Source organism: Psychrobacter sp. PSP, assembly GCF_024085615.1.
Lineage (GTDB): Bacteria > Pseudomonadota > Gammaproteobacteria > Pseudomonadales > Moraxellaceae > Psychrobacter > Psychrobacter pacificensis.
Genome location: NZ_JABLTF010000014.1, coordinates 22,132 through 47,759, shown reverse-complemented (window position 1 = coordinate 47,759; position 25,628 = coordinate 22,132). Strand labels below are relative to the sequence as shown.

Genomic DNA, 25,628 nt, shown 5'->3' with positions numbered 1-25,628 from the left:
AAAATAGCAATTAAGAAAACATTGTGAGCAGTTAAGGAAACACTGTGAGCGGTACGTTATACGTAATGCACAAACTGTTTTTGGTCAAAGCGGAATTGGGTGTTGTAAACGCCATTGTCAGCACGCTCGCCTGCGCCAATCATCATAACGATATGATGGTCGTCGCTAAGATTGAGCAACGCTTTCATGGCAGGCTCATCAAAGCCGCCCATAGGACAGCTATCAAAACCATGAGCACGTAGTGCCAACATTAGGTTTTCGGCAGCAAGCGCGGTGTTATTGGTTGCCCAGTTTTTGGTATCCTCAAAGGTATAGTAAGGCGATTTGAGAGGGCCTTTGACGCGTCTGACCACTTGCGTGGCGCCCCATTTGGCAGCGGATATCACATTGGCAGGACCGCGCAAAAAGTCCAGCGTGACGACTTTGTTGTAGTAGTCTTTCACTTTCTTAGGGACTGGCTGATCAGGGTATTCGCGCAATATTTGCTGAGCATGCTCATGCCAGATGTCGGTGCGAGCAACGATAGCGATTAAGCGCGCCGATGTTTTTGCCGCGTTTTGGTTCATACAGTTTTTGATGGCGCGTTTGCGATTATCAGCATCATCGATAACATAAAACTCCCACGGCTGTAGGTTGCTAGAGTTTGGTGCTAGCATGGCCAAACGCAGACAGTCTGCCAGTACGTCGTCAGGGATGGGCGTGTCAGTAAAACGGCGCACGGAACGGCGTGATTCTACGATATCGCGAAAGGCTTGTAGCTGCGGTGTATGGTTTGGTGTGGCGATGGGGTCTTTATTATCGGTGTTGGTATTCATATTAGGATCCATGCTGAGAATTGGGTTATCAGTTTGCGTCGTTATTGATAGCACGTATTCATTGGAATTCGAAGAGGTGATCAATACGAGTCAATGAGATAACGCTTGAGAGCAATAACATCGGACGATAATGGTTTTTGGTGGTCTATATATAAAGCTGCTTTGTTATCAAAGGCGTCATCTATGAATCAACCTTGCTGATAAGAAAGGGGTATCAAATAGGAGATGTAGATACCCGCTTTTGCCAGTATCTACAAGTTTGGCTGCTATTTTGGTTTGGCTACTGTCTTTCTGCTATACAGAGGTGGTTATTATAATTCGCTTTCGTACTCGTCAGCGGTCATCAGTGCTTCATAGTCAGCGATGTTGTCAGGCTTCACTTTAAAGAACCAGCCTTCACCATATGGGTCAGAGTTGATGATTTCAGGATCATCTTCTAGTGCTTCGTTGATAGCGATGACTTCGCCTGAGATAGGCGCGTATACGTCAGAGGCGGCTTTTACTGATTCAACAACTGAGATTTCGTCGTCAACAGCGATAATATCGCCCACTTCTGGTAGCTCAACAAACACCACATCACCCAATAGGTCTTGAGCATGGTCAGTGATACCAACAGTGATCGTACCGTCGTCTTCTAGGCGCAGCCACTCGTGACTTGCAATATATTTTAGCTCTGCTGGGATGTTGCTCATGGTCTCTCTCCTAAATGATAGAGGTTAATTAACAAAAATAATGGAGGCTGGGCGTGTCGTCGTTTTTATCATTATGTCTAAAACGACAATGCGCTCTAATAATAAGATTTATAAGACCTACGAGTCAAACTGTTGCTTGCCGTTACGGACAAAAGGCAGCTTTAATACGCGTACATCGACGAATTTACCTTTGCCGCGTAGATCGACCTGTACGTGATCATCTTCTGATAAGCTGGCAGGCACGCGAGCAATCGCAATGGAGTTTTTTAGGCTAGGGGAGAATGTACCGCTGGTGATAAGGCCAGTTTGCTCATTGTTAGTGCCCTGATTGATAGTCACTGTCATGCCTTCACGCAATACGCCGCGCGTGGTCAATAGCAGACCTACTTGCTTCATAGCGGTGTTGTCTTCTTTTGCCTGCTTGCGTTTGCTGACCAAAGCGTCACGACCGACAAAGGCGCGATCGTCTTTTAGTGCAAGCGTCCAGCCCATATTGCACTCATAAGGGCTAACATTCTCATCCATGTCATGGCCATATAGGTTCATGCCCGCTTCCATACGCAAGGTATCACGTGCGCCAAGACCGGCAGGTTTGATGCCATTTGTTTTTAGCTGCTCAAAAAAAGCAGGGGCATCATCGGCATGCATAATGACTTCGACGCCATCTTCACCAGTATAGCCAGTACGAGCCACAAACCAATCGGTGCCTTCGATATCGGTCAAGTCAGCGCCAACGAAAGGTTTTAGCCCAGCTAAGGTATCTGCCCAGTTTGGTTTGGCTTGAGCCAGTTTCTCAATAGCATTTGGCCCTTGAACGGCGAGCATGGCAAGCTCAGGACGCTCGGTAATCGCAATATCAAAGCCTTCAGCGACTTTATTAAACTGTGCTAAGTCTTTGTCACGAGTGGCTGCATTGGAGACGATACGGTACTCAGTTTCCTCTGCATTCATCAGATAGACGATCAAATCATCGATGACGCCGCCTTGCTCATTGAGCATGCCAGAGTACAGCGCTTTACCAGCGGTAGTGAGTTTGTTGACATCATTTGCGAGTAGTTTTTGGAGCCATGCTTTAGTATCTGCGCCTTTGATATCTGTGACAACCATATGTGAGACATCAAACATACCGGCATCTGTCCGTACCGCGTCGTGCTCTTCGATTTGTGAACCGTAATGAATTGGCAATTCCCAACCAGAAAAATCGACCAATTTGCCCTCACTATCAAGATGAGACTGGTAAAAAGGGGTGCGCTTAGGGGTTTGGGTGTTGCTAGAGTCTTGAGAGTGGGTATCAGTCATAACAAATCCTTATGTGTACATCAGTCGTACTCGATAGAGTAGAGTGGTGTGCAACGTAAAAGTAGCGAGAAGCAATATTGCAAGGCGCAATATTACATCAAAGGGTGACACAGAAAGCAAAGATAAAGACGTAGGCCAAACAGACGCTGAACGTCGGTTTAAGCTAAAGCCCTATCTGTCCTGTGACCTGAGATTTTCAACACGCCTCATTTGTGAGCAATTATATAAAGCTCCAATGAATGATTGCGTATTTTCTCCCCTTCGGTGGGTAAGACGTCGTCCGTTCTTACCACTCTCCAGATTTGTTATGTCTGACGTTTGATAAAGTAGTGCGCTATGAGCGTGATGCTAGCAAACACTACCAAACAACAGTGACATGTGTTTTTCAGTCCTTTTACCTGAGCGATTGGCAGGGTGGATGCGCCTTCGGTGGTCGTATGGCAGTTGTCAGTTTGTATCACCAATAGGGTTTGATACAAAATCTGTGCCGACAGACTCTCTCCTGAAAAACGCTTTTATTATGAAAGGTTCAAAGCGCTTTTACAAGTCATCACCGCCATTAAAACAAATAAATTTGGCAAAAATGTGTGCTCATTAGGACATTTGCTCACCAAAGACGCTTAGCAAGATAGTGTTTTTTATCTCTATCAGCCGTTTTGAGAATCAATAAAATGATGTATGGGCGCAAAAATTACCATAGCAACACGCAAAGCGACTACTGGTGTTTGCCTGAAATATGCTAACCTACGACCATAGTTTCTGATAGGTGGTTTTTATGCATTGCGATATTTATAAATTTCCCAAACATGACGACATGTATGTATATATTGCGCGCCCTGAATATCCTGATGATACCGATGAGATCAAAGATTGGCTTGGCGTACTGCCAAAGGACTTTCGTGCAGGGTTGGGCCGTAGCCAGTTTGTCATGCATCTTGATTTGGCGGCGACGCCCACTCTGGCGCGTGTTGATAAAGAAGAAGTACTGGCAAAGCTAGCGTCCCAAGGTTATTTTGTGCAGATGCCACCGCAAGATGTCATGCGCCGCCAAGCAGAGCTACGCGCTCGTGAAGCGCAGGACAATATCTACGACTAGATACATTTTACCACTAGATAACATTGACGATTGGTACGCTTATTGATAAGACGGTTGTGGCAAGATGATTGAGAGAATGGTCTTTACAATGCCATGGACAAAACACTCATGACACATTTGGTCACATGCATTTGGGTAGAAAGTCGTGATAAACTGACACCCCATGACATCCACATAAAAAAATACAGATAGAAACGCACATGATGTGTGCATCGATACTGTATTTGATCTTATTTTGGTACGACAGAACGCACCATACACTGCTAGGCACATAACGTGTCAACGGTGATAAACGCAGGTAGTGAAACACGTATGGATTGGTTAAAAAATATTTTGCACAGCTTACCATTAGAATCTATTAGTGACATTCTCGGTGAGATTGCTATTTGGTGGGGCCAAATGGTGAAAGATGTACCGCCCGCCGATTTGCCAATGTATGCGTATCTTGGTGGTTCCATTTTGGTATTGGTGTTATGGTTGCTAGTCGCTCGCATATTGCCAAAACCACTGGGCGGTATGAGTTGGATGATACTGTTTGCAGTGTTATTGGCACCCGGCACAGCGCTTGGTGACTCTAGTGAAATTGCACCAGCCAGTATCAGCGTCGTCTACGCTGTTATGATGAAGGACTTTGCAGGCGCGATTGCCAATATGCTGCCAATATTGGTGGTACTGGTCATCGGTTTGTTTATCGGTTTTATGTGGCAGCTGATACGCGGCGCATTCGCATCGAGCTTGGACAAAGCCCGCAGCCGTACGGCAGAGGATACGCAAGCGACAATGCAACTGACGACCGGCAGTTATTTGGCAGAAGGTTCTACGTTGACTGAGCAGTCTGATGATACGGCCCTAGCCGCTAAGCCTGAGAGCAGTAATACTAAAAGTCATGTTGACTTAAAAAAACAGAATGGCTTGTCTAAGAATACTGATGCTGACAATCGCTAAAACGCTGAAGTCTGTTTGTACGGTGTAATAAATAAGCAGGCGAGCCAGTAAAGTAATCGAGTAATGATAAAAAAAGACACCCATGCGTGTCTTTTTTTATGCCAAATCGTCTGGCAACCTTATGAATTATTGAGAATTATGAGAGGCACCCAACCATTGCTCACAAAGGCGAACGCATGAGTATTTTGGCAATGCCTCAGGCTGTGCTAATCTAATTTATCTTTTATTCATTATCAAATTTTTAGTTCTACTTATTTATAACCATATATTCATAACAATTTATCTATAACAACAATCGAGACCTGATTATGAACAAGCAAACCTTTACCGGCACTCAAAATTATATCGCCACAGACGATTTACAACTGGCAGTGAATGCGGCCATGACATTACAAAAGCCGCTCCTTATCAAAGGTGAACCTGGTACGGGCAAAACCTTACTTGCCGAAGAGGTTGCTGAGAGTCTAGGGATGCCACTGATTACGTGGCACATCAAGTCGACGACTAAAGCCGAGCAGGGTTTATACGAGTACGATGCGGTATCGCGCCTACGTGACTCGCAGTTGGGTGATGACAAGGTTTATGAGATTGGCAATTACATCAAGCCGGGCAAGCTGTGGGATGCCTTCACTAGCACCGAGCGCAGCGTACTACTAATCGATGAGATCGATAAAGCCGATATCGAGTTCCCTAATGACTTGCTGCATGAGCTCGATAAGATGTCGTTTTATGTGTATGAGACGGGCGAGACCATTACCGCCGCGCAGCGTCCAGTAGTAATCATTACATCAAACAATGAAAAAGAGCTGCCCGATGCGTTTTTGCGTCGTTGCTTCTTCCATTACATCGACTTTCCAGAAGAGCAAACCATGCGCCAAATCATAGAGGTGCATTTCCCCGATATTCAGGAAAAATTGGTCAACGACGCGTTGGATATATTCTACAAGCTGCGCAATATCCAAGGCCTTAAAAAACCACCATCAACGTCTGAATTGGTCGATTGGTTGACGTTATTGCTCGCTGATGACATGGCGCAGGATGAGTTAGAAGAAAACTTACGCGGCGAAAAATCCATTCCGCCATTATACGGTGCATTGCTGAAAAACGAAGCCGATGTGAATTTACTACAGCGTTTTGCCAATATGATGCGTCGTTAAGCGCGTCTAAGTGTTCAGTGCTTTTTTTGTTTTACGTCAATCAGTGGTGCGTCTCTTATGTTCATAAAACTATTCTATACCTTGCGGACTTACGGCGTACCAGTCAGTACGCGTGAGCTGCTTGATCTTAATGCCGCGTTAGATAAGGGCCTGATGATGCAGCCGCATCCTGAAGATCCAGCACTGGCGACTTTTGCGAGCCGTGAGGATATGTATCGGCTGATTCGGCTGTGCATGGTCAAAGACGAGCGCCATTTTGATAAATTTGATCGGGCAATGGCAGACTATTTTGAAGGGGTGGATAGCCTTGATATGGATGCGCTGTTGGCTAAGCTGACCGATGTGCCTAAAGAATGGCTCGATCTAAAGCTCGATCCAAAAAACTTAACCGAAGAGCAAAGACGCCTGCTCAAAAAATACGGCTCGCTTGAGGAGCTGATGAAAGCGTTAGAGGAGCGGTTACAAGAGCAAAAAGAGCGTCACCAAGGTGGTAGTAAATGGGTGGGGACAGGTGGCACCTCGCCATTTGGTGCTTATGGCGACCATCCAGAAGGGGTGCGCGTCGGCGGTGAATCGCGTAAACGTAGCGCGGCGAAAGTCTGGGAGCAGCGTAAATATCGCAATCTTGATGATGATAATCAACTTGGTACCCGCCAAATCCAAATGGCACTACGCAACCTACGTCAGTTTGCGCGCACAGGCAGCGCTGACGAGCTCGATATTCATGAGACCATTAAACGTACTGCCAAAAAGGGCGTGCTTGACATACATATGCAAGCCGAGCGCCGCAACCGTGTCAAAGTATTAATGCTATTTGACGTAGGCGGTAGTATGGATATCCATGTTGAAGCACTTGAGAAATTGTTCTCTGCGGCAAAGAATGAATTTAAAACATTAGAGTTCTTTTATTTTCATAACTGCCTATATGACTATGTATGGAAAGACAATAATCGTCGCCATAGCGCACTGATGCCAACGTTTGAGCTACTCAATAAATATGGGCGCGAGTATCGCGTCATCTTCGTCGGTGATGCATCGATGTCGCCCTATGAGCTGATGACCGTGGGCGGTAGTGTCGAGTATATGAACAATGAAGCCGGTATTGTATGGCTAAGGCGTGTACTTGATCATTTTGATAAAGTGGCGTGGCTCAATCCTGAAACCCCAAGCTATTGGCAGTACACGCAAACCATCGTTGAGATCAAAAAGCTATTCGAAGATAAGATGTATCCGATGACCTTGCATGGTGTTGAGGAAATGACCCAGTACATGGCGCGGTAGTATTAGTCTACATTGGACGAGTAATATGAAAAAAGCACTTAAGACGATGTGATCGTTTTAAGTGCTTTTTTATGTTAATTTAAATGCTTTTTTATGTTAAGTAGTGCCAATTTTGAGAAGGCATATTAGTGACAAATGCTATGGTGACGATAGATGCTAGCTTTTGTTTTCAACCAGTCCAATCATTACGCCCATCTCTTTTTTGTCTTGCTTATCGATACTGGGTGCATACAGTGCTGAGGCAATGCCGCCATCCAAAAACAGCGCATTTGGACAATCTAACTCGTCTTTGAATAGAGTCGCAAACTGATAAAACGTCACAGGCTCATCTGTATTGACGAATTGTATGCTGCCATCGTCACAAATGCCTGCACCATTACGCAGTTTGATGGAGGTACTATCAGGATTGAACTCGGGATGTATCTCATCATTGATGACTAGCATAGGACCAGATTGCGTCGCATACCAAGGCTGTGCGTTGCCATTGTTTATCTGTTCATCTAAAGCGTGGCTTTCGGTGATTTGTACGTGACCAGTTTTGTCCCACCACATAACGCCATTGGGTAATAAATGAAAATTGCCACCACCTTCTTTTAGATTGAGCGATTTGACTTCTTTGCCTTTGATGACGGTGTAACCAATTGGTGCATAGTTTTCGTTGTACATTCCTGCATTCATGGCAAAGTTTAGAGTTTCAGTCTTTGGTAAAGTAGATAGCAACGTATCAAAGGTTAGTAGTGATTGGTCATTAGAGGCTTGCCAAAACAGCTGCAGTGAATAACGATCGCTTGTTAATCCACTTGCATCCACGCGGCACACGCTATAAGTAAATGGCGAGTCTTTTGTCTGACATGACCAGTTGTCTGTGTCGCTATTGACAGTCTCAGTATTGGTCTGCTGGCAAGCGCTAAGGCCAAGCGCAAGCACTATCAATGATAACAATAAGGTCAAAATGGAGGTTGGCATCAATCACACGTCTTTTAACATAGTGGTATTTGTGGTTTGCTACTGATTCATATATAAATCTTGGGTACTCGCTTTTAGTCGCTACTGGGCGGATAGTCACGGAAGGTGTTATTCACATTGCCGATGAGCTGCCCGCCATCGGTTGTGATCGTATGATCGGTGCTGTAGGGGGAGCTGTATCCAGCGCGATGTTCGGTTGGTGCGCCAGTCTCTTTACCTTTATCACGAGAGTCTTTGTTATAAGCAATGAGCGCATCATTATTGGCTAAGAAACTATCAGGATTGGCCATCACCCACATTTGATTGAAAATATCCGCACGCGCGCTATTATCAAGTAATGCGCCCTTATCCGTAAAGTAGAAAAACTTAGACAGTAGCTTAATCTGCCCGTCATCTAGACGGCGGGCGATATGATAAGGTTGTAGCTGACTCGGATGCTGTAAGCCCACCGCGCCGACGATACTGGCCAATGATTTGAGTGTGTTTTTATGGAAGCTTGCCACACGCTCTGCTTTGCTAGGGACATCGAGCGCCTTTTGACGGTAAGGGTCTTGGGTAGCGACGCCCGTTGGGCACGTATTGGTATGGCAAGAGCGCGACTGAATACAACCAACCGCAAACATAAAGCCACGCGCCGAGTTACACCAATCGGCACCTAGCGCAATCATCCGTGCAATATCAAACCCTGAGACAATCTTGCCACTGACGCCAAGTCTGATCTTGTCACGAATGCCTGCACCGACCAAAGTATTGTGAACAAGCAAAAACCCTTCGACCATCGGCATGCCGACATTGTCCATAAACTCAACAGGCGCCGCACCTGTACCGCCTTCGGCACCATCAATAACAATAAAATCAGGATAGTTGTCCGTCTCGATCATGGCTTTGACAATCGCCATAAACTGCCAAGGCTGACCCACGCATAGCTTGAAGCCAACAGGCTTGCCACCAGATAATTCGCGTAGCTGCTGCCAAAAGGCGACAAGCTCACGCGGTGTACTAAACGCGGTGTGCGAAGCGGGCGAAATACAGTCTTGACCCGTCGGCACTTGGCGAGTATCGGCAATCTCTTGAGTGATTTTGCTCGATGGCAACACGCCGCCTTTACCCGGTTTGGCACCTTGCGACAGCTTGATCTCGATCATTTTGACTTGTGGATCGACAGCTTTTTCGGCGAAAGACTGTGGGTCAAAATTGCCTTCGGCATCACGGCAGCCAAAATACCCTGTACCTAACTCCCAAATCAGATCACCACCGAACTTACGATGATAAGGGCTGATCGCGCCTTCGCCCGTATCATGTGTAAATCCGCCTATTTTTGCGCCTTGATTGAGTGCCATAATGGCGTTTGCGGACAGACTGCCAAAACTCATCGCGGAGATGTTGAATACCGACATATCATGCGGCTGCTTACAACGCTCGCCGCCAACAGTGATACGAAAGTCTTTGTTTTCTAACGGCTGGCTAACGGCGGATTGCAAAAACCATTCTTTACCATGAGTATAAAGATTGTCTAGCGTACCAAACGCATTGGTATCGCTGACGTTCTTTGCCCGCTGATACACTAGCGCGCGCTGCTGGCGTGAAAATGGCACCTGCTCTTTGTCATCTTCAAGCAAATACTGACGAATCTCAGGACGAAAATCCTCTAGTACGTAGCGTATATGTCCTGCTATCGGGTAGTTTTTTAGCACTGAATGCTTGGACTGAATCAGATCATAAATACCGAGTCCTACGCCAAAACCTCCAATCACAATTAGCCAACCGTGCATCAGCAGCAATCCGGCTAATAATAGACAAATGGCTGCACCCAGTGTGCTATAGCGCAGCAGCAGCCCGACAAAATACGGCGAGCTGGTTTTGGGTTCAGGGTTCAGATTGGTACGGGATTCAGGCATAACGAGGCTCAACAGTCACTGTAAATATAGATAATACGTTCAAATTTGTCGCGTACATCATACACTGATGCTATCGCCAAGTCGGTATCATTGGGTAACAGTATACTAATGCTGGCAAATTTTAGCAGGTGATTCTGACTAATATTTGCTCATCCTCTATAGCATCAAACGTGATCGCAACGGGTAAAAACTGCTCAATGAGCCATGCTTGGGTTTTGCTATGCTCGCTAATAACCCGCGCGCTAAACGCACCGCCGCCTGCTAAGGCTAACGGTAATAGCAGCTGATCGGTCAAATATTCATCAATCAGCGCATCGGTGTCAAACAAATAACGCTTTACTAAGCCTGACAAACGACCACCTATCTTTTCTGCTGAGCTGCGTTTTTCTCCTAGTAATGTAAATATTTCAGAGTGATATTCTTTGTGATTTTGGATACTAATACTCTCGTGAGTGACTTTTGCATAGCAGGTATTGCCTTCACCAATGCCGTATAATTTATTACCGCGTGTTGTGATAAGCGCCTCATCCATACCCGCTTCAATCAACGCGGCTTTGGCGCTGGCAAGCTCACGCAGGCAGATATCGTATTCTAGATTGAGCACGCTTGCGACCAGCTCCGTGCTGACAAGCTTACCGCGTTCCGTGAGGTCTAATCGTGAAGCATTAGCACGGCGCACAAATGGCGCAACAGTTGCTTTAATCGCGCCGCCGCCGATAGGGGCAAAGCCCGCTTGCACGCACTCAATCTCGACCTGCATGCCGAGCTTGGCAAGTAGCGGCACAAAGGCGTGCTGCAAAAAGTCGGTGGTTGGCGCTAACGGATTGTGCGTGCCGCCTATGATGGTAACGGTGGACTTGTTGCTTGAGTCAGCATTGGCAAAGAGTAGGGCAGGCAGTAGCGTCTGTAACACCAGACTGGTACTGCCTGCCGAGCCGATATCGAAGGTATAATCGCCCGCTTGCACGGTGCTTGGCGTAAAGGTGAACGCCATACTACCTAAATGAGCGCCCGATACGCTAGCGTTTGATATCTGTTGTGACGCTTGTACACACATCAAATGCTGACGCATCAATCCGGGTTTGGCGCGTCCAGCACGAATATTGGTGATTTCAATCGGTGTGCCTGTGAGCATCGATAATGACAGTGCCGTACGAATGATTTGTCCACCGCCTTCGCCTGTGCTGCCGTCGATTTTTAGGGCTTTACGTGTTGATGCTGGCATGATAAATGTCTTTATGATTTGTAAGACTATTGATTGGTAGTGTCGTTAATGGGCATAATAAAATGCTTCCCAATACTTTTCGGGTCGCATTTAAAATAAGATTGAAACCGACTGTCAGTGTCTGGTGGTAAGGTCTAAATGGTGCATTGTGCCAAGTGCCATGTGCGGGGCATAAGTGGTAAAAAATGCGCCTGCCCACAACGCGTAGCAGCCACGACAGTATATTTTCAACCCCCTGCTGTGGGTCGCGGGGTCTGACACTCGCCCAGTCGATTTCAAAAGGGTGGTCTGTCCATTATCAGACAGACAAAGCTAAAAAAGGTTTAATGAGCTAGGTAAGCGCCTAGTCCACAAGGTCAATTTGCCAGTTGTTGGCTTGAATGACAATGTTAAGCTGACGTAGCTTCATGGCAATATCGTCCGCCTGCTTTTGCAATGCGCCGACCGAGACCATCACTTGCCATTTAATCTCACGCGGGCTATAGCGATCGACCTCGGTTTCGGTCGCGGCTATCGACTCGGTCAATAGCTTGTGGCGCATCTCAAGGGTGTCGCGCTCAACGAGCAGCGCCAGCATCGATTGATTGTTGTCCGTCAGCGCCACCGCGTTGGTACGCTGGATACGGGCGATAAGCGCGGACAGCTCGGTAATCAGCTGGCTTGCGTCCATCAATAGCTGATTGGGGTCTTCGCTTGGCGTATCGCCATCTTGGACTTTTACATTGCTGCGAATGCGTCCTTTGATTTGCGCCAGCTTTTTTTGCATATCACTGCGGATAAGTAGGGCTTCTGCGAGTTTCATTTTAGTTTTCCTTAAATTCTATTTTTCATTCTAATGAAATGTTTCATAAATGAAGAGGTTATTTCAAGGATAAACTCAACTTCTTCTTCGATAACTTGAGAGTCATGTTTGACGTAATCGTTTTGATACTTAGTAAAATAATCAATTAGCTTTACAAACATATTTACTAGTTCTCGGGAGCCATTATTCCTCTTAATAAATGTACCAATATCAGTAAGCTGATTTTCTAAAGACTTGGAATTTCCTAGTATTTCTTTTACTAATAGCTCTAACGATAGTCGAAGGTCATCTAACAAGTTTCTCTCAAATATATTTCCTTTATATTTTTCTAAAGCATAGTTATATTGTTCTAGGGATTTAGTATAGTCATCTAACCAAAATCTAGTTTCATCTACTAAAATTTCATTGACCGTGTCTATGTCAGTATTCAAACCTTTAAAGCGTGTCAACAGCTTGATCTTAAGATCTCTAACTTCAGGTAAGTCTTTAATTTCCGGATGCTCGCAAAGTTCTTTTATGATTTTAAATTGTTGTTTAGGGTTAAACGAGCTTAAGTTTTTCTTTAAGGCATACCTTTTATTAGGTGTGGATACTGTAAAGGGATAACTTGTATAAGGAATATCAGTGTTATAGTCAACTGCGTATGCTGCAAATAAACTAGCAATTTTAGAGCCTGATAAGCCTTTCTCGGTGCTACCTAGAATATCACCTGCTGTTTCAATAAATGTCTGGGGAATCATATTTAGCCTTATTTTTTGGATTAATTAATATAGGTTAAAGTAATATAATTAACTGATTTTTTTAAATATTTTGGTTTAACCCTTCACACAAACCACTTGCCGCAAGGTATGTACCACTTCCACCAAGTCACTTTGTGCGCTCATCACGTCTTCAATATTTTTGTACGCCGCTGGGATTTCGTCAATCACGTTTGCGTCTTTACGACATTCTACGCCTTTGGTTTGGGCGATTTGGTCATCAATAGTAAAGACTTTTTTCGCCTCAGTGCGTGACATCACGCGACCTGCGCCATGCGAGCAAGAGCAAAACGATTCTTCGTTGCCTTTACCTTTGACGATAAAGGATTTTGCGCCCATCGACCCTGGGATGATGCCGTATTCGCCGACGCGTGCGCGCACTGCGCCTTTACGCGTGACAAAGACTTCCTCGCCGTAGTGCTCTTCTTTTGCCACATAGTTGTGGTGACAGTTGACCGCTTTTACCGCAGCATCGAACGGTTTTGGCACGATGGTGCGTAGCGCTTGGATGGCTTTTTCCATCATGATTTCGCGGTTTTTAAAGGCAAAGCGCTGCGCCCAGCCAACCGCAAACCAATAATCGTCAAAATGTTCAGTCCCCTCAGCAAAATACGCCAAATCTTTATCAGGCAGGTTAATAAACCATTTGCGCATGTCCTCACGCGCCAGCTCAATAAAGTAGCGCCCGATGGCATTGCCCACGCCGCGTGAGCCTGAATGCAGCATAATCCACACCTGATTGGTCTCATCAAGGCACACCTCAACAAAGTGATTGCCTGTACCCAGAGTGCCCAAATGCTTTAGATTGTTGGTGTTTTTTAGTTTGGGATGCTTTTGGGTCAGATAATTAAAATCATCGACCAGCGTACCCCAGCCATTCATCACGGTATCATCAGGGTTCGCCCACGCGCCCACGTCACGGCGCGAGCCGCGACCGCGTGTCTTGCTGCGTCCATGCGGAATGGCTTTTTCCAGCTCGGTGCGCAGACCGTGCAGGTTGTCGGGCAAATCATCTGCGGACAGCGTGGTCTGCACCGCCATCATGCCGCAGCCGATATCCACGCCGACCGCTGCTGGGATAATCGCTTCTTTGGTCGGCAGCACCGTACCGATGGTCGCACCGATACCGACATGGACATCAGGCATCACCGCGAGCCACTTATAAATAAAGGGCATCTGTGAGGCTTTAATCAGCTGGTCGTGGGCTTTTGGGTCGACAGGCACGCCTTTGGTCCATAGGCGGATAGGGGTGCCACCGTCTTGAATGATATTGTGATTGATAGGCTGCATAGTGTCTCCTTAGTTTTTTATAAAAATGTTCTGTCTGTACTTTATATACTGCTAAGGGTGTGCCAGTTTTTGGGAAAGATAGTTTTTATTTTTATAAGCATTTGATATTGAATAATAAAAAACATTTTAAATTCTTTTTTTATAAAAAAATGGACTTTAATCAAGTAAATAAAAATATAATTTATTCTATAAATATAGCTTTTATTCTATAAAGGAATTGTGTGTAATGGTGAAGGTTCAATATAAAACAAAGCATAACGTTGTCTCTAACAAACGCTTATTCAGCATGGCGATTTTACTAGGCGTGAGCATCAGCAGTTGTTTTGCTGCGCCGTCTTTGGCATCGCTACGCGGCAATTATCAGACCTCGATACAAGTTGCGCCCACCATGCAAATGCCATTGCCCAAGCCGCCCGCAGCCCTATTTGACAGCGTGCGCTATGACAGTGACGGCATGTCGCTCGCCGCCTTTGTCACGCCCGATCCAAACGATGGCGACAAGCATCCTGCTATCGTTTGGATAACGGGCGGTGAGTCCAACACGCTGGCGGACTTTTGGCGCAAAGGCTCAAGGCAAAATGACCAAACCGCCAGCCCATATCGTGATGCTGGCGTGATCATGATGTTTCCCACCTTGCGCGGTGGCAATGACAATGCGGGCAATATCGAAGTGAATTATGGTGAAGTCGATGATGTCATCGCGGCGGCAGAATATTTGGCGACCCTGCCATATGTCGATAGCAGCCGTATCTATTTGGGCGGGCACAGTACGGGCGGCACGCTCGCGCTATTGGTCAGTGAGGTGGCGAGCAGCACGCATCCTGAGTTGTTTAAAGAAGTGATTAGCTTTGGCGCTACGCAAGAGACGATGTTTTTGCAAGAGGTTGACTTTACTGGTGATGAGCAACGCGAAATGGATTTGCGTGCGCCTGCAAACTGGACGAATGATATTCGCATGCCGACGTGGATTATTGAGGGCAAGCGTGACGGTAACTATCGCGACCTAAAGCCGATGTGTGATAAGAACAAAAGCCCCATGCTGCACTGTGCGTTTATTGCACGGCACGAGCACTTTAGCGTGCTGTATCCGTTGAATCGTCACCTTGCGCAGCAGATTATGGCAGACGAGCCGTTGTCTATTGACAGTATGAAGTCGTGGGCAATCAAAAAGTAACATCAAAACCAATAAGCCAAGCGCATTATTATGAGTAAAAGCAACATGATTAAATGTCATAAAACCGCCGTTATCGGCTTTCTCGGTACGACCTTGGACAACGGCTTTAATGACAAACGTTGGCAGCGCTGGCGGCCGAGCGTCAGCCTGTGCCTGCATGATGACCTGCTGGTCGATGAGCTGCATATCCTCTATAGCAAGCGCGACAAGCGACTGTTCAACGTCATCGTTGATGATGTGGCGCAGGTCAGCGCCAATACCAAAGTCATTGGGCATCGGGTGACGCTGGCGAGTCCGTGGGATTTTGCCGATGTCTATGCTGAGCTGTATGACTTTGTCACAGGCTTCGCCTTTCGTGAAGACACAGACTATCTGCTGCATCTGACCACAGGGACGCATGTGGCGCAGATTTGCTGGTTTTTGCTGGTTGAGGCGGGGTTTTTGCCTGCCGATTTGATTCAGACCTCGCCGTGTCCCAAGCCTGACCAATACGACCCACAAGGGCGCTATCAAGTCATTGATTTGGACGTGTCGCGTTATGACAGTTTGCGCGCGCGTTTTGAGGCCGAAAAAGCCCAGCATTGGCAAACCTTACAAGCCAATCTTGTTACCCAAAACGCCGCCTATCAACAGCTGATTGCTGATATTGAAAAAGTCGCCACGCGCTCCAACGCGCCGATTTTATTGATGGGCGCGACAGGGGCGGGCAAGTCGCAACTGGCAACGCAAATCTATACGCTCAAGAAAAACAAAGCCAACAACAAACAGGCACTCGGCGCGTTCGTCGAAGTCAACTGCGCCACCTTGCGCGGCGATACGGCAATGAGCGTGCTGTTTGGTCATGTCAAAGGCGCGTTTACGGGCGCGGCGTCGAGCCGTGAGGGGCTACTCAAATCAGCGGACGGTGGCTTGCTGTTTTTGGATGAAATCGGCGAGCTGGGGCTGGACGAACAGGCGATGCTCTTGACTGCGCTTGAGGCGCAGCGCTTTTATCCGCTCGGTAGCGATACGCCCATTGATGTGTCGTTTCAGCTGATGGCAGGGACGAATAAGGATTTGCGCCAAGCGGTCGCGGACGGCGAATTTCGTGCCGACTTGTTTGCGCGTCTGAACACGTGGACGTTTTTTTTACCGTCGTTAAAAGACCGTATCGAGGACTTACCCGCCAATATTGATTACGAGCTGGCGCGTCTGGGCAGCGAGCAGCAGTACCAGTACCGCTTTGAGCCTGAGGCGCGTGCGTACTTTGAAGACTTTGCCATGAGTTCTGAGGCGACGTGGCAGGGCAACTTTCGTGATTTAAGCGCCAGTATGACGCGCTTAACGACATTGTGCGAGGGCAAAGTGATTCGTATGCCCGATGTTAAGGCAGAAATCACCCGCCTTAAGCATCTGTGGGCATTACCTAGTAGCGCGCAACATCAAGTGGACAAGGCGGATACGCCCAGCCTAACTGAGCAGCAAGCGCACGCAGATACGGTGCTGAGCCGCCATCTATCAAGCGACGACAAAGACGCGCTCGACCCGTTTGATGCGGTGCAGCTGGCGTATGTGATTGAGGTCTGCTATCAGCACAGCAGCCAAGCGGCGGCAGGGCGCTATCTGTATGCCAACTCCAGAAACCAGCTAAAAAGTAACAATGACAGCGACCGACTGCGGAAGTATCTGCTAAAGTTTGGGCTGAGGTTTGATGGATTAAAACGATAATATTAAAAAGGAGAGGATATGAATAACACAGGATTTGTCGCAGGAACGCTCGTTCATACGGATAAAGGGTTAGTGCCGATTCAGGATATCAAAGTGGGCGATCTTATTTTATCAAAGCCTGTACTCTCTAAGCCCGAAGGTGGGGTCGGTGATATCGAGTACAAACCCGTACTTAGCACCTTTAAATCACCCAATAAGAAACGCATCTTTAAAGTTGAGTATTTTAATGAGACCGCTGATGCGCGAGGAGAAGAGGGTAGCAATTATATCTTATGCACCAGCAATCACCCATTTTGGGTAAAAAGAAATCCTGAAGATTTAGAGGGTGAGTGGTTATCGGCGGAGCGCTTGCCAGCTGGATATCTAACCTCTGCTCATGGCGATACGATTGCGCTTGATGATTACTCGTTCATCCCTGTGCGTACCTTGCCGAACTTCCCTGAAGGCTGTGCCTATCTACAAAGTATACAAGATAAAGACTTTTGGGAGGAAGATGGTCTGGTTCAGTTTGTGAAGTTTTCAGATAGTGGCTATCAGTATGTGAGCTTGGCGGATACAAAAGAAGCATTTGAGCATGAGATTAAAACATTGAACTGGAAAACCTCTGATGCTAAGTTGCTTATCAATCAAAAAGCCCCCTTCTTAGTTGACTCGGAATTATATAAAACTTTGAACATTCGCTTAGCACAAGATACGGCTCCTCATTCTCATTCAGTAGAAAGCTATATAGAATTTGTCAACGCACCTTTAATGTTTAATGGCAAGGTAGTAAAAGACAATAAGATTTCTGATGAATCTCTATACAAAAAAGCAGTAAGTAATCTTAGAAAATATGGCAATGCAACGGGTTTAACAGAGGAAAGTATCCATGAGCAAATGGAGAACTACTATGACGCTTGCCCGAACCCCTACGAGGACTATGTTTATAATATAGAAGTCGCTGATACACATACCTATTTTATAGGAGAGCAGGCTATATGGGTACATGACGCCAGTTTAAATAGCTAACCATATCAATAATAAAAAAAGGAAAACTCATGAATAACACAGGATTTGTCGCAGGAACGCTCGTTCATACGGATAAAGGGTTAGTGCCGATTCAAGATATCAAAGTGGGCGACCTTATTTTATCAAAGCCTGTACTCTCTAAGCCTGAAGATGGTAGCGGTGACATAGAGTATAAGCCTGTGGTCAAGACCTTTGTGCATGAAGACAAAGAGATGTGGATCGTGCGTTTAGAGAAAAATCTTGAGAAGTTTAATAAAGATCGAGAGATGGTTGATTATCAAACATACAAGTCAGCTAGTCGCTTTAGTAGTTTTCTAGCGACGCTCAATCACCCTGTTTGGGTAGTCGGTGCCATGGAAAACCCACAGGAAGATATTGAGTTCTATGACCAGCCTCACTTTAAACGTGTGGATGAACTACAGCAGTATGAAATTGCTGTGAATACCGATGGCGTAATGTATACCGTTGAGCGTGTGCAACCTACCTATCAAGTCGCTAATGATAATTTAGAATTCAATCCAAATTATTACTGGTATCAAAAACATTATCATGAAGACTACTACGATGATTATGTACAAGATGCCGAAGCGCATATGCTCGACTACAGCGAAGTAGAATATAAGGGTATGGGATATGTTGATGACATTAGCTTTTATCAGGAGAAAGGCTATTTGGGCCAACATATTGAAGATAATGGAGGCACCATGCGGATGTTCAATCAATTGACCAACGCGCAAGGTGAACACATTTTATATCAGGCAACCGTCTATAACTTTGAGGTGGCAGACAACCATACCTACTTCATTGGTCGCGTAGGACTATGGGTACATGACGCCAGTTTAAATAGCTAACCATATCAATAATAAAAAAAGGAAAACTCATGAATAACAGAGGCTTCGTTGCAGGCACGCTCGTTCATACGGACAAAGGTCTAGTACCGATTCAAGATATTAAAGTCGGCGACCTCATTTTATCAAAGCCTGTATCCTCTAAGTCTGAAGATGGTAGTGGTGATATAGAGTACAAACCCGTACTCAGCACTTTTAAATCACCCAGTAAGAAACGCATCTTTAAAGTTGAGTATTTTAATGAGACCGCTGATGCGCGAGGAGAAAAGGGTAGCAATTATATCTTATGCACCAGCAATCACCCATTCTGGGTAACTCGCCAGCCTAAAGATTTAGAGGGTGAATGGCTATCGGCGGAGCGCTTGCCAGCTGGATATCTAACCTCTGCTCATGGTGATACGATTGCGCTTGATGATTACTCGTTCATCCCTGTGCGTACCTTGCCGAACTTCCCTGAAGGTACAGCTTATACTCAAAGTATTGAGGAACATGACTTATGGGAGACAGACGGTCTGGTTCAGTTTGTGAGATTTACGGATGATGGCTACCAGTTTGTCAGTTTAGCCAATACAGAAGAAGCGTTCAAAGAAGAGATCAAAACCGTTAATATGCAAACTTCCGATGCCAAGTTGGTTATTAATGAAAGGGCTGAACCGCCCCGACTATATCGGAGAGTGATTTACTTGAGTCAGGCAGCGATGCCTGACAGGGTTAAATTATCGTAATACCGCTTTTCAAACTCAAAAGGTGACACATAACCAATCGTGCTATGCAGCCAGTGTAGCGTTTAAAACCAGCGTCACTTTGTTTGAGTAGCTTATCTATGTTTGGCATGGTTCTTAGACAACGATGAATGTTCTTCTTATTTTAATTCCCTCTGCTACTTTTGCAAGAGGTCTAATATATCGTTAATAGGTTGCTGCATCGATAGTGCTTTTGGTGTGGGCACCATGCTATTTCCTTGACGAATAAACAGACGATCATCAAATAGATCACGTAGCTTACGCAGCTGCTCACTGATAGCTTGTTGGGTTAAGCCCATTTTACGTGCAACTTTTGATAGGTTCTTTAGATCAAGCAATGCCTGTAGCACTCTGAGCTGTTTGATATCAAGCCGATTTATACCATTCATCATCTGTACCATTAATAATTGTATCTTCAACAAGAAAACGTTGTTTCTAATTGTACCTCTAAAACTTTATGCTTACTCATATTACTTAAGTGATCAATCAAACCTTAAAACAACGGATAAATTTCAAGTAATAAGCCTATCTGTTTGCTATAAAAGAGAATGTCATGAAACAAACTATTCCTAATACCAGTGCACTGTTTTCGCCTGTAAAACTTGGGCCTTATACGCTTAAAAATCGTATTGTGATGCCACCATTGACGCGCTCTCGTAGCACGCAACCTGGCAATATTCCTAATGATTTAATGGCAAGTTATTATGCCCAGCGTGCTTCTGCAGGCTTTATGGTGACGGAGGGGACACAGATCGAACCTAGAGGCCAAGGTTATGCATGGACGCCAGGTATTCATACGCAAGCACAAATTGAAGGCTGGAAAAAAATCACGCAAGCGGTACATGCCAAGGGCGGTATTATCTTTGCTCAGCTATGGCACGTTGGCCGTGTGTCTCATACTAGCTTACAACCCAACCAAAATCAGCCTGTAGCGCCCTCTGCTATTACTGCTGATAATGTCAAAGTATTCATTGAAACAGGTCCAGGCGAAGGTGCTTTAGCTGATCCAAGTGAGCCGCGGGCACTGAGCACAGAAGAGGTGAGCGAGTTGGTAACGATGTACGCTCAAGCCGCTCGCAACGCCTTAGAAGCGGGTTTTGATGGGGTAGAGCTGCACTGTGCCAATGGTTATTTAGTGAACCAGTTTATCTCTGAGCATAGCAATAAACGTGATGACCAGTATGGTGGCTCGCTAGAGAATCGTTTGCGGTTCCTAAAAGAAGTGGTTGCTGCTGTGAGTGATGTGGTCGGTGCTGATCGTTTAGGCGTCCGTTTTGCGCCTTTGTTTGCTAGTACCGGTGAGGATCGTGTGTACTTAGGGCTGGTAGAATCAGATCCTCATCATACTTATATTGAAGCGGTTAAAGTACTTGAGAAAGCGGGCATCGCTTATTTGTCCATTGCAGAAGCTGATTGGGATAATGCACCTGATTTACCAGAGCCCTTTTATCAAGCGGTTAGAGCTGAGTTTTCAGGACGTATTATTTATGCGGGAAAATACACTGTAGAGAAATCGCTCAATATGTTATCTAAAGGTTATGGTGATTTATTTGCTTTTGGTCGTCCTTTTATTGCTAATCCTGATTTACCAGAGCGCATAGCTCATCATTGGTCGCTCAATGAGGTAGATCCAGCCACAATGTATGGAGGCACGGAAATAGGCTATAGCGATTATCCTTATTATCAAAAGTAGCTATTGAAAAAATAAGGCCATTCGTGGCCTTATTTTTTTATAAAGTGAATACTGGATTATGAAAATAATCGAAAATGGCGTAGATAATCTTAGTAGTGTTGAACATTGGGTATAAATTGATGGCAAAAAAGATATCGTTCGCTATGCCTCGCACCATGCTCAAAGATGAACACTGGACAAGACTGAAACCTATATTACTAGAACTTAATATCTATGTCATACTTCAAGCGAGGTTAACGCTGTAACGCTTTTATAGTGGATTGACTATATACAGCGTAATGCATGCACATAAACCGTGATAAAGGTTTACAACAGCATCGAAATTTGGTTAAATAAAGTTGAAACTAAGTTTCACATAGCGAAACAATATAAGTTTTGGCTATGATAAAAGATGCAAGTATTTTCTCAAAAAGCCTGAAATATAAGGCATTGAAAGCAAAAGAGAAAACAGTCTTTGGTTTATTTATCACAAAAATTGCTATATTATTACTCAGGTGTAACGGATTAATACCTATATATTAATGCCGTTTATTGTATTAAATCGATTATTTCAAGGATGAACTCAATGCTCACTTCTCTAAAATCTCCCTTACTTTTTTCAGCGATATTAAGCGCCATGCTAGGCTTAACCGCCTGCTCATCGCCAAGCTCAGAAGGCAATGAGACGGCTGCTGCGGATAGTACGTCAGCTGATGCGGCTACCGATACACTCGATACTAAGTTCCTAACCATTGCCACAGGCGGTGCGTCTGGCCCTTATAACATCATCGGCACTGCATTGTCCGAAGTCTATGTAAAAAACTTTGGCGTTAACTCAAAAACACAAACGACAGGTGCGTCCGTTGAAAACGTCAATCTATTGACCCAAGGCAAAGTGGACATGGTCTTGGCACTCAGTGACGTGGTCACCGATGCTGTCGAAGGCAAAAACAACTTCGATAAGCCTATTGACAACATCCAGCAAATTGCCGTTTTGTATCCTAACGTCGTGCAAATCGTGACCACGAAAGACACGGGTATCAAAACCATCGAAGATTTAAGAGGCAAGCGCATCGCAGTTGGTGATCAAGGCTCTGGTACCGAAGTCAATGCGCGAACACTACTAGAAGGGTTTGGCATCACTTATGATGACATCACTGTTGATTACTTGGGCTTTGCTGAAGCAGCTGATGGTATGAAAGCGGGCAAGATTGAAGCCGCATTCTTTAGTAGTGGCTTACCAAACTCATCGCTTATGGAGCTTGAGCAAGGCGTGGATTTGCAGTTGGTTTCTATCGACCAAGACAAGCTAAAAGAAATCATTGCAACCAAGCCTTATTTCAATACCTTTGAGATTCCTGCTGGTACTTATGGCAATGAGGCAGGTGTGCCAACTGCTGCAATCATGAATGCATTATTGGTGAACTCTGATCTGTCTGAATCTGATGGCTACAAATTGACTAAGGCGTTATTTGATAATCTGGACGGTCTAAAAACAGCACACCAAGCAGCCAACGATATCAGTCTAGAGACGGCTAGTGACGGTATGGTCGCTCCAATTCATCCTGGCGCTAAAAAGTACTATGACGAACAAGCAGCCAAATAATTTATTATGGTTATCGACTGGCGCTGCAGGACTTGCCGCGCTGGTTTTTTTGACCCTATGGATAGGTGTCGCGCGTCAGTCTGTGGTCGAGGTTCGCGTTGCAATAGAGGGTAGCGATGACAAGGTATGTTATTTCACTGACCCTGACTTTCAGCTGCGCTGGATACATTCTGTAGAAAAGCAGTGGTGGGAAGAGCAGTACCAACGCATAGAAAAAAGCAGCACAGAAGAGGCTATGCTACTCCTCACCACCACATACTTTGAAGCATTTGGTGCTGGTACGCCTTCGACCGAACCCCTTGCGCCCATACAAAAACCTGGCTATCTGGGTTATCAAGTCAATGAAAAACTACCTAGCCTAAATTGGGTAGTCTCTAGACTGACCAAAGGCGAGATCGATTATACTGGTCATCGTTTTTTGATTCATCAGTGGGTGCCAGATTATTCTGAAGTGGTGATCATGCCTAAGACGTATGGTTTAATTGATAGATTTAAAAAGGACTTGTGTCATGAACTCCCAAGTGACGGATCACGGTAGCGTGAATACCACGCCAGATGCTGACGTTGATAAAGATGCTGATGCAGATGCGATCAACAAAGCAGTACTGGAAAAATATGACCGAGAATCAATCACACGTCATATTACGCAAGGACCAGTAAAGTATTTCATTGCTGGTATTTGTATACTCTATTCACTTTTTCATCTTTATATTACCTTTAACCCGATGCCTGCATTGCTACAGCGCTCTGTACACGTCGGTGTTGGTTTTGCCTTAATTTTCTTGATTTTCCCCGCCAGTAAAAATAGCAGCCGCAGTCGAGTCGCTTGGTATGACTGGATTTGGTTTTTATTGTCTTTATCTGGTATGAGCTATTTGATCTACGAATATCAAGACATTGTGACCTCACGTGGTGGCATGGCCAATCCGCTTGACGTGATATTTTCGCTGATCACTGTGGTCTGTGTGCTAGAAGGCAGTCGCCGTATCACCGGTTGGATTTTGCCAATATTGGCAGGGATATTTTTGGCCTATCCGTTTGTCAGTCACATGGATTTCATGCCTGATAGATTGCTGACTCGCCCTTATGACATGGGCGATATTTTTGGTCAATTATTCCTAAAAACCGAAGGTCTTTATTCTGTTGCGATTGGCGCGTCAGTGACCTTTATCTTTTTGTTCATTCTCTTTGGTGCATTCTTGGCACGCTCAGGAATGGGACAGCTGTTTAATGATTTGGCATTAGCCATCGCAGGTCACAAAAAAGGAGGACCTGCAAAAGTCGCGGTGATTTCTAGTGGCTTTATGGGCAGTATTAATGGTTCTGCATTATCAAACGTGGTAAGTACGGGTGCCTTTACCATTCCATTGATGAAAAAGGTTGGTTATCATAAAGATTTTGCAGGCGCGGTTGAGGCCAGTGCCTCGGTTGGCGGACAGATTTTGCCACCGATTATGGGAGCCAGTGCGTTCATTATGGCGGAGACCACTGGTCTGCCGTATAGTACGATTGCGCTTGCCGCTTTGTTGCCTGCGATATTGTACTACTTAGGGGTCATTGCACAAGTGCACTTCCGCGCTGGACGTCGTGACCTAAAAGGTATCGCCAAAGAGAGCTTACCCGCGGTAAAAGAAGTGTTAAAAGCTCGCGGTCACATGCTATTACCGATTGTCTTCTTGATTTTCTTATTAATCAGAAATGTACCTGTGGGATATGCAGCTGCTTATACGATTGGTTTTACCGTGGTAATCAGTATGCTACGTGCTGAAACACGTATGAGCTTCTCTGATATTTTGGGTGCATTAGAAGACGGTGCGCGCCAGTCGCTCGCGGTTATGGCGGCTTGTGCAGTCGTCGGTATTATCATTGGCGTGGTCAGTCTGACCAGCTTTGGTACGGTAATGACATCTTCTATCGTGACCTTAGGCGCAGGGTCATTGTTCTTTACGCTTATTTTGACGATGCTCGCATCAATGGTCTTGGGCATGGGGCTACCTTCTATCCCTGCCTATATCATTACCGCGACCATGGCAGCCCCGGCATTGGCAGGGTTTGATATTCCCATCTTGTCAGCGCACATGTTTGTCTTCTACTTTGGTATCTTTGCTAATATTACCCCGCCTGTGTGTCTAGCAGCCTTCGCTGGTGCAGGTATATCCGGTGGTGATCCGATGAAAACAGGGTTCTTGTCGCTCAAACTGGCACTTGCCGGATTTATCGTACCGTTTATGTTTATTTATAGTCCGACGATGCTCATGATAGATCCAACTGGTCTGGCAGTTACGGCGAAAGACTTCCCGCTACCGCCTATTTTGGATATTATCACAGTCGTTGTGACCTCAGTGACAGGTGTGATTGCATTAAGCTCAGCGCTTGAGGGGTACTTCAGAGGTGAGATGAATACCATAACCCGTATCATCTTAGCGATTGGTGCCTTGTTATTGATTTATCCTGAGTTGATGACAGGTATCGTAGGCGGTGTGATTGTACTTAGTATTGCGGTATTCAATATAAAGACAAGTGCGGCACCAACGCCGACAGTGAGTGTTTAGTTTTAGCCACTGATATTAGAGTAAGTCATAAAAAAGGGTGAATAACAGATTTGTTATTCACCCTTTTTGTGTTTTAACAACTGTATTAACGATA

General features: G+C 45.5%; 23 protein-coding genes, 1 pseudogene and 2 riboswitches. Of the genes and pseudogenes, 14 read left to right on the top strand and 10 right to left on the bottom strand.

Features of this window, described 5'->3' with window-relative positions:
* Positions 1-56 precede the first annotated feature (56 nt).
* The 3 genes from HL061_RS03720 to gcvT all read right to left on the bottom strand — a co-directional run bounded on the left by HL061_RS03720 (position 57) and on the right by gcvT (position 2,806).
* Positions 57-815, bottom strand: coding sequence for a nitroreductase family protein (locus HL061_RS03720; protein WP_212564370.1), 759 nt, complete (start codon positions 813-815; stop codon positions 57-59).
* 311 nt (positions 816-1,126) lie between these two features.
* Positions 1,127-1,507, bottom strand: coding sequence for a glycine cleavage system protein GcvH (gene gcvH / locus HL061_RS03715; protein WP_071001880.1), 381 nt, complete (start codon positions 1,505-1,507; stop codon positions 1,127-1,129).
* Positions 1,508-1,624: 117 nt separating this feature from the next.
* Positions 1,625-2,806 carry a glycine cleavage system aminomethyltransferase GcvT gene (gcvT, locus tag HL061_RS03710; RefSeq protein ID WP_071001879.1) on the bottom strand — a complete coding sequence of 394 codons (1,182 nt, stop codon included), beginning with the start codon at positions 2,804-2,806 and terminating at the stop codon, positions 1,625-1,627.
* A gap of 165 nt (positions 2,807-2,971) precedes the next feature.
* A riboswitch (glycine riboswitch) is annotated at positions 2,972-3,116 on the bottom strand.
* A 66-nt stretch (positions 3,117-3,182) separates the two neighbouring features.
* Positions 3,183-3,321: riboswitch (glycine riboswitch) on the bottom strand.
* A 260-nt stretch (positions 3,322-3,581) separates the two neighbouring features.
* Here gcvT and HL061_RS03705 point away from each other — a divergent pair.
* The 4 genes from HL061_RS03705 (at position 3,582) to HL061_RS03690 (ending at position 7,285) form a co-directional block, all read left to right on the top strand.
* Positions 3,582-3,902, top strand: a complete 321-nt coding sequence (locus HL061_RS03705) for a YcgL domain-containing protein (RefSeq protein WP_071001878.1) — start codon at positions 3,582-3,584, stop codon at positions 3,900-3,902.
* Positions 3,903-4,178: 276 nt separating this feature from the next.
* The gene (locus tag HL061_RS03700) at positions 4,179-4,847 is read left to right on the top strand and encodes a hypothetical protein (protein ID WP_227674256.1); all 669 of its coding nucleotides are present in this window, start codon (positions 4,179-4,181) and stop codon (positions 4,845-4,847) included.
* A gap of 302 nt (positions 4,848-5,149) precedes the next feature.
* Positions 5,150-6,004 carry a MoxR family ATPase gene (locus HL061_RS03695; RefSeq protein WP_083328837.1) on the top strand — a complete coding sequence of 285 codons (855 nt, stop codon included), beginning with the start codon at positions 5,150-5,152 and terminating at the stop codon, positions 6,002-6,004.
* 57 nt (positions 6,005-6,061) lie between these two features.
* Positions 6,062-7,285, top strand: a complete 1,224-nt coding sequence (locus tag HL061_RS03690) for a VWA domain-containing protein (RefSeq protein WP_071001876.1) — start codon at positions 6,062-6,064, stop codon at positions 7,283-7,285.
* 156 nt (positions 7,286-7,441) lie between these two features.
* Here the strand turns inward: HL061_RS03690 and HL061_RS03685 are convergent, their stop codons facing one another.
* The 6 genes from HL061_RS03685 to HL061_RS03660 form a co-directional block, all read right to left on the bottom strand.
* Positions 7,442-8,251, bottom strand: coding sequence for a phosphodiester glycosidase family protein (locus HL061_RS03685; RefSeq protein ID WP_071001875.1), 810 nt, complete (start codon positions 8,249-8,251; stop codon positions 7,442-7,444).
* A 74-nt stretch (positions 8,252-8,325) separates the two neighbouring features.
* Positions 8,326-10,149, bottom strand: a complete 1,824-nt coding sequence (locus HL061_RS03680) for an FMN-binding glutamate synthase family protein (protein ID WP_093068160.1) — start codon at positions 10,147-10,149, stop codon at positions 8,326-8,328.
* 121 nt (positions 10,150-10,270) lie between these two features.
* A complete protein-coding gene (rtcA, locus tag HL061_RS03675; protein ID WP_093068163.1) occupies positions 10,271-11,374 on the bottom strand; it encodes an RNA 3'-terminal phosphate cyclase in 1,104 nt (367 codons plus the stop codon).
* Positions 11,375-11,717: 343 nt separating this feature from the next.
* The gene (locus HL061_RS03670; protein WP_071001872.1) at positions 11,718-12,176 is read right to left on the bottom strand and encodes a DIP1984 family protein; all 459 of its coding nucleotides are present in this window, start codon (positions 12,174-12,176) and stop codon (positions 11,718-11,720) included.
* Between the two features lie 11 nt (positions 12,177-12,187).
* Complete coding sequence (locus tag HL061_RS03665) at positions 12,188-12,916, bottom strand: hypothetical protein (protein WP_071001871.1); 729 nt, start codon at positions 12,914-12,916, stop codon at positions 12,188-12,190.
* A 75-nt stretch (positions 12,917-12,991) separates the two neighbouring features.
* Positions 12,992-14,224 carry an RtcB family protein gene (locus tag HL061_RS03660; RefSeq protein ID WP_071001870.1) on the bottom strand — a complete coding sequence of 411 codons (1,233 nt, stop codon included), beginning with the start codon at positions 14,222-14,224 and terminating at the stop codon, positions 12,992-12,994.
* 286 nt (positions 14,225-14,510) lie between these two features.
* On the opposite strand from HL061_RS03660, the gene HL061_RS03655 reads away from it, so the two are divergent.
* From HL061_RS03655 to HL061_RS03635, 5 genes are read left to right on the top strand one after another with little or no spacing between them, the layout of a single operon-like run.
* Positions 14,511-15,398, top strand: coding sequence for a prolyl oligopeptidase family serine peptidase (locus tag HL061_RS03655; protein WP_167669370.1), 888 nt, complete (start codon positions 14,511-14,513; stop codon positions 15,396-15,398).
* Positions 15,399-15,443: 45 nt separating this feature from the next.
* Entirely contained in the window at positions 15,444-17,105 is a 1,662-nt protein-coding gene (gene rtcR, locus HL061_RS03650) for an RNA repair transcriptional activator RtcR (RefSeq protein ID WP_071001868.1), read from the top strand.
* An 18-nt stretch (positions 17,106-17,123) separates the two neighbouring features.
* Complete coding sequence (locus HL061_RS03645; protein ID WP_093068166.1) at positions 17,124-18,113, top strand: hypothetical protein; 990 nt, start codon at positions 17,124-17,126, stop codon at positions 18,111-18,113.
* A gap of 29 nt (positions 18,114-18,142) precedes the next feature.
* Complete coding sequence (locus HL061_RS03640; RefSeq protein WP_071001866.1) at positions 18,143-18,964, top strand: hypothetical protein; 822 nt, start codon at positions 18,143-18,145, stop codon at positions 18,962-18,964.
* Between the two features lie 29 nt (positions 18,965-18,993).
* Positions 18,994-19,686: a Hint domain-containing protein gene (locus tag HL061_RS03635; protein WP_071001865.1), complete on the top strand. Its 693-nt coding sequence runs from the start codon at positions 18,994-18,996 to the stop codon at positions 19,684-19,686.
* 155 nt (positions 19,687-19,841) lie between these two features.
* Here HL061_RS03635 and HL061_RS03630 read toward each other — a convergent pair whose 3' ends face one another.
* A complete protein-coding gene (locus HL061_RS03630; RefSeq protein WP_252962541.1) occupies positions 19,842-20,093 on the bottom strand; it encodes a LysR family transcriptional regulator in 252 nt (83 codons plus the stop codon).
* A gap of 164 nt (positions 20,094-20,257) precedes the next feature.
* Here HL061_RS03630 and HL061_RS03625 point away from each other — a divergent pair, with 164 nt between their 5' ends.
* The 5 genes and pseudogenes from HL061_RS03625 (at position 20,258) to HL061_RS03605 (ending at position 25,534) form a co-directional block, all read left to right on the top strand.
* Positions 20,258-21,397, top strand: coding sequence for an alkene reductase (locus HL061_RS03625; protein WP_071001926.1), 1,140 nt, complete (start codon positions 20,258-20,260; stop codon positions 21,395-21,397).
* A 143-nt stretch (positions 21,398-21,540) separates the two neighbouring features.
* Positions 21,541-21,612, top strand: a pseudogene (locus tag HL061_RS03620) (IS5/IS1182 family transposase); the annotation flags it as partial.
* A 350-nt stretch (positions 21,613-21,962) separates the two neighbouring features.
* Positions 21,963-22,982 (top strand): TAXI family TRAP transporter solute-binding subunit, encoded by a 1,020-nt coding sequence (locus HL061_RS03615; RefSeq protein ID WP_252962540.1) that lies wholly within the window; start codon positions 21,963-21,965, stop codon positions 22,980-22,982.
* Positions 22,960-23,520: a DUF1850 domain-containing protein gene (locus tag HL061_RS03610; protein ID WP_252962539.1), complete on the top strand. Its 561-nt coding sequence runs from the start codon at positions 22,960-22,962 to the stop codon at positions 23,518-23,520. The genes HL061_RS03615 and HL061_RS03610 overlap by 23 nt, the downstream gene beginning before the upstream one ends.
* Positions 23,492-25,534, top strand: a complete 2,043-nt coding sequence (locus tag HL061_RS03605; RefSeq protein WP_252962538.1) for a TRAP transporter permease — start codon at positions 23,492-23,494, stop codon at positions 25,532-25,534. The genes HL061_RS03610 and HL061_RS03605 overlap by 29 nt, the downstream gene beginning before the upstream one ends.
* Positions 25,535-25,628: the final 94 nt, after the last annotated feature.

Bases quoted from the DNA above. Each gene is read 5' to 3' on its own strand.
- HL061_RS03720 (WP_212564370.1), bottom strand. From the start codon at position 815: ATGAATACCAACACCGATAATAAAGACCCCATCGCCACACCAAACCAT.
- HL061_RS03640 (WP_071001866.1), top strand. From the start codon at position 18,143: ATGAATAACACAGGATTTGTCGCAGGAACGCTCGTTCATACGGATAAA.
- rtcR (WP_071001868.1), top strand. From the start codon at position 15,444: ATGATTAAATGTCATAAAACCGCCGTTATCGGCTTTCTCGGTACGACC.
- HL061_RS03685 (WP_071001875.1), bottom strand. From the start codon at position 8,251: ATGCCAACCTCCATTTTGACCTTATTGTTATCATTGATAGTGCTTGCG.
- HL061_RS03655 (WP_167669370.1), top strand. From the start codon at position 14,511: ATGGCGATTTTACTAGGCGTGAGCATCAGCAGTTGTTTTGCTGCGCCG.
- HL061_RS03705 (WP_071001878.1), top strand. From the start codon at position 3,582: ATGCATTGCGATATTTATAAATTTCCCAAACATGACGACATGTATGTA.
- gcvH (WP_071001880.1), bottom strand. From the start codon at position 1,507: ATGAGCAACATCCCAGCAGAGCTAAAATATATTGCAAGTCACGAGTGG.
- HL061_RS03645 (WP_093068166.1), top strand. From the start codon at position 17,124: ATGAATAACACAGGATTTGTCGCAGGAACGCTCGTTCATACGGATAAA.
- HL061_RS03660 (WP_071001870.1), bottom strand. From the start codon at position 14,224: ATGCAGCCTATCAATCACAATATCATTCAAGACGGTGGCACCCCTATC.
- HL061_RS03625 (WP_071001926.1), top strand. From the start codon at position 20,258: ATGAAACAAACTATTCCTAATACCAGTGCACTGTTTTCGCCTGTAAAA.
- HL061_RS03690 (WP_071001876.1), top strand. From the start codon at position 6,062: ATGTTCATAAAACTATTCTATACCTTGCGGACTTACGGCGTACCAGTC.
- HL061_RS03630 (WP_252962541.1), bottom strand. From the start codon at position 20,093: ATGAATGGTATAAATCGGCTTGATATCAAACAGCTCAGAGTGCTACAG.
- HL061_RS03605 (WP_252962538.1), top strand. From the start codon at position 23,492: ATGAACTCCCAAGTGACGGATCACGGTAGCGTGAATACCACGCCAGAT.
- HL061_RS03670 (WP_071001872.1), bottom strand. From the start codon at position 12,176: ATGAAACTCGCAGAAGCCCTACTTATCCGCAGTGATATGCAAAAAAAG.
- HL061_RS03635 (WP_071001865.1), top strand. From the start codon at position 18,994: ATGAATAACAGAGGCTTCGTTGCAGGCACGCTCGTTCATACGGACAAA.
- gcvT (WP_071001879.1), bottom strand. From the start codon at position 2,806: ATGACTGATACCCACTCTCAAGACTCTAGCAACACCCAAACCCCTAAG.
- rtcA (WP_093068163.1), bottom strand. From the start codon at position 11,374: ATGCCAGCATCAACACGTAAAGCCCTAAAAATCGACGGCAGCACAGGC.
- HL061_RS03665 (WP_071001871.1), bottom strand. From the start codon at position 12,916: ATGATTCCCCAGACATTTATTGAAACAGCAGGTGATATTCTAGGTAGC.
- HL061_RS03680 (WP_093068160.1), bottom strand. From the start codon at position 10,149: ATGCCTGAATCCCGTACCAATCTGAACCCTGAACCCAAAACCAGCTCG.
- HL061_RS03610 (WP_252962539.1), top strand. From the start codon at position 22,960: ATGACGAACAAGCAGCCAAATAATTTATTATGGTTATCGACTGGCGCT.
- HL061_RS03615 (WP_252962540.1), top strand. From the start codon at position 21,963: ATGCTCACTTCTCTAAAATCTCCCTTACTTTTTTCAGCGATATTAAGC.